The organism is Mesorhizobium sp. M4A.F.Ca.ET.020.02.1.1 (assembly GCF_004022645.1).
In the GTDB taxonomy this organism is placed as follows: Bacteria; Pseudomonadota; Alphaproteobacteria; order Rhizobiales; family Rhizobiaceae; genus Mesorhizobium.
This window is the reverse complement of sequence record NZ_RZOI01001262.1, coordinates 1-789: the sequence shown is the minus strand read 5'-3', so window position 1 is coordinate 789 and position 789 is coordinate 1. Positions and strand designations below refer to the sequence as shown.

1 protein-coding gene and 1 pseudogene are annotated in these 789 nt (G+C 64.1%); both read right to left on the bottom strand.

Annotation, left to right across the window (positions count from 1 at the left end; all coding sequences use genetic code 11):
• A pseudogene (locus tag EN742_RS36505) lies at positions 1-227 on the bottom strand (diaminopropionate ammonia-lyase); the annotation flags it as partial.
• 211 nt (positions 228-438) lie between these two features.
• Positions 439-789 (bottom strand): M20/M25/M40 family metallo-hydrolase (locus EN742_RS36500; protein WP_128333963.1); only part of this gene is annotated, 351 nt, incomplete at its 5' end.

Here is a 789-nt window from a genome sequence, read left to right as displayed (position 1 = left end):
GCCTTGAAGGAGCCGAGGCCGAGACGCTGGCCTTCATCTTTGACGTAAAGTGCGGCGATGCCGAGTTCATCGGCCAACGCCGGCAAGGCGTGCAGCGGCGTTTCGACATGGTTGTGCCGCGCCTTGAGATAGTGCTCGGCCCGCTCGCCTCCCGCCATGCCGAGGGACTCGGCATCGGCCGCAACCAACGGCTGGTTGTGTTCGGGACGTTGATTGAGCAGCAGCATGGCATTCTTTCTTCGAGGCACTGAACTTATTGGCGCGCGCGAAAATTCGCCGTCTAAACTCGCTGAATGATTGATTTTTGTTTCGGCCCGATGTCGCCGGATGCCAACCTCTGCGAGACTCGACGCCTTCGACGTGACTATTTTTGGTGGTGTCATGGCTTGGCAACACTGTGCCGCAGAAGCCGGCGATCCGCGTTTTCTGCTGCCGCGGTCAGTCGGCCGCCAATCTCGCGGCGACGCCGAGCAGGATGTTGGCTCCGGCAACCAGTTCGCCGGCGGCGGTGAACTCTGCCGGGTTGTGGCTGATGCCGCCCCGGCTCGGCACGAAGATCATCGCGGACGGCGCGATGCGCGCGATCATCTGAGCGTCGTGGCCGGCGCCCGAGGTGATGCGCCGGCAGGAAAGGCCGGCGGCTCCGGCAACCTCCTCGACCAGCGAGACGATGCGGGCATCGAAGGTTACCGGCTCGAAACGCGCCAGGCTTTCAGCCTGGACGGTGACGCCGGCGCTCGCGGCAAGGTCCTCAAGAAAGGCGGCGAGCCCCGATTCCTCCTCGCGAAG